The following is a 1,912-nucleotide window of genomic DNA, read 5'->3' as shown; positions in this document are numbered from 1 at the left end:
GGCGCCGTCCGCGGCCGGCACCGTTGGCGGCGGTGTCCGCGGGGGCGGTGCCAGCGGGGGCGGTGCCAGCGGGGGCGGTGTCCGCGGGGGCGGTGCCAGCGAGGGCGGCGCCAGCGAGGGCGGTGCCAGCGGGGGCGGTGCCGTCGGGGGCGGTGTGGACAGCACCTCCTCACGCCACTTCCGGCCCAGCATCCGCACCGGCGCGGGGTTGCAGCTCCGGGCCAGCGCCGCGGCCAGCTCCGGTGCCGTCGGCCGGCGGCCCGGGTCGTCCACCAGAGCGGGCGCGACAGCGACGGCAACCGCGGCCGCGGCCGGCCCGGTGGTGTGCGGCATCGCCGCCAGCAGCAGGCCTGCGAGGTCACCGACGTCCACCGGCGGGGTGGTGGGCGGGCCGCTGAGGCCGACGATGCCCGTCCCCGCCAGCACCGGCCGGCCGTTCGGCTCGAGCAGGACGTCGGCAAGATCGAGACGGCCGTGCACCACACCCGCGGCATGCGCCGCGGCCAGCGCCTGGGCCAGTGGCAGCCCGACCGTCACCACCTCACCGGGCTCCAGCCGCTCCCGGACGCCGAGCAGCCGGCCCAGGTTGACCGCCCCGTCGACCGGCTCCGACACCACCGCGATCCCCTCGGATGTCGCGATCACGTCGATGACCGGGACGAGATGTGGGTGATCGAGCTCGACCAGCAGGCGCGCCGACCTCATGGCGGCCTCGCGGCCGGCCGCGTCCGGGGGCAGCCTGACCCGCCGGACCGTGCACTCGGCCCCGGTGGCCACGACCCGGCCGGCCCACACGTCCCCGGCGCCGGCATCCCGGACCCGGGCGCGCAGCACCACCCCGGGCACGGGAGGATCGGCCGGGTTCTCCCGTCCACCCCGGGAACCGGCGGAATCGTACATTGAGGTCACAAAAAGTGACGGTAAGCCGAAAAAGCCATTCTGTGCAGCCCTCCCCGGCAAACTGTGGATAACTCGCGCCGCAATCAGGTCCGCAAACGGTCCGGGGTACGGTGACCGCGGCGTACAGCGGGCATGCCGCATACGGCACGAATACGGTAGAACACGCAGACGGCGGAAACATGCCCGGGTGGACGGAACAGCCGGCCCCGGATACGGACAGTCACGAACGGACGCGGACGCCGATGAGCACGGGCACGAACGGGCACAGCACGAAGGAGCACAGCACGAAGGGGCACAGCACGAGGGGCGGACGGTGAACATCCTCGCGACCAGCGGCGGCTTCCTGCCGGACGGACGCTGGGGAGCCCGGGTCGGCCCGCTGATCCACCACGCGCTGCGCCTGGCCGGGCAGCCGGCCCGTCCGAAGCTGTGCCTGCTGGCCACCGCTGTCGGCGACGACCCGGCCGCCTACGCACGCTACTACGCCGCGCTCGCCCGCGACACCCCGCAGGTGCGCGCCTCCCACCTCGCGCTGTTCCCGATGCCGAACATCCCCGACGTCCGCACGCACCTGCTGGGCCAGGACGTGATCTGGGTGGGCGGCGGCAGCGTGGCGAACCTGCTCGCGGTGTGGCGCGTCCACGGCCTCGATGTGATCATGCGGGAGGCGTGGGAGGCGGGCGTGGTCCTCGGCGGGGTGTCCGCGGGATCGCTGTGCTGGCACGCGGGCGGCACCACCGACTCGTTCGGGCCGGACCTGCGGGCGGTCACCGACGGCCTCGGCCTGCTGCCGTTCAGCAACACCCCGCACTACGACTCGGAGCCGGGCCGGCGTCCGCTCTACCAGAAGCTGGTCGCGGACGGGACGCTGCCGGCCGGCTGGGCCACCGACGACGGGGCCGGCCTGCACTTCCGGGGGACCGAACTGGTGGAGGCCGTCGCCGACCGGCCGGGCGTGTACGCCTGGCGGGTCCAGCGGATCCCGGGCGCGGCCGGCACAGCCGAGGCCGGC

2 protein-coding genes are annotated in these 1,912 nt (G+C 75.0%); one reads left to right on the top strand and one right to left on the bottom strand.

Going from position 1 to position 1,912, the window contains the following annotated elements; genetic code table 11:
• On the bottom strand, window positions 1-900 hold a 900-nt coding region (locus tag NBW84_RS22305; protein WP_250287136.1), incomplete at its 3' end, for a protein kinase.
• A 313-nt stretch (window positions 901-1,213) separates the two neighbouring features.
• On the opposite strand from NBW84_RS22305, the gene NBW84_RS22300 reads away from it, so the two are divergent.
• On the top strand, window positions 1,214-1,912 hold a 699-nt coding region (locus NBW84_RS22300; RefSeq protein WP_250287135.1), incomplete at its 3' end, for a Type 1 glutamine amidotransferase-like domain-containing protein.

The sequence above is a fragment of the Protofrankia sp. CiP1_Cm_nod2 genome (assembly GCF_920664355.1).
Classification (GTDB): Bacteria; Actinomycetota; Actinomycetes; order Frankiales; family Frankiaceae; genus Protofrankia.
The sequence above is the reverse complement of the archived record's forward strand: the minus strand, read 5'-3'. Positions and strand labels throughout refer to the sequence as shown.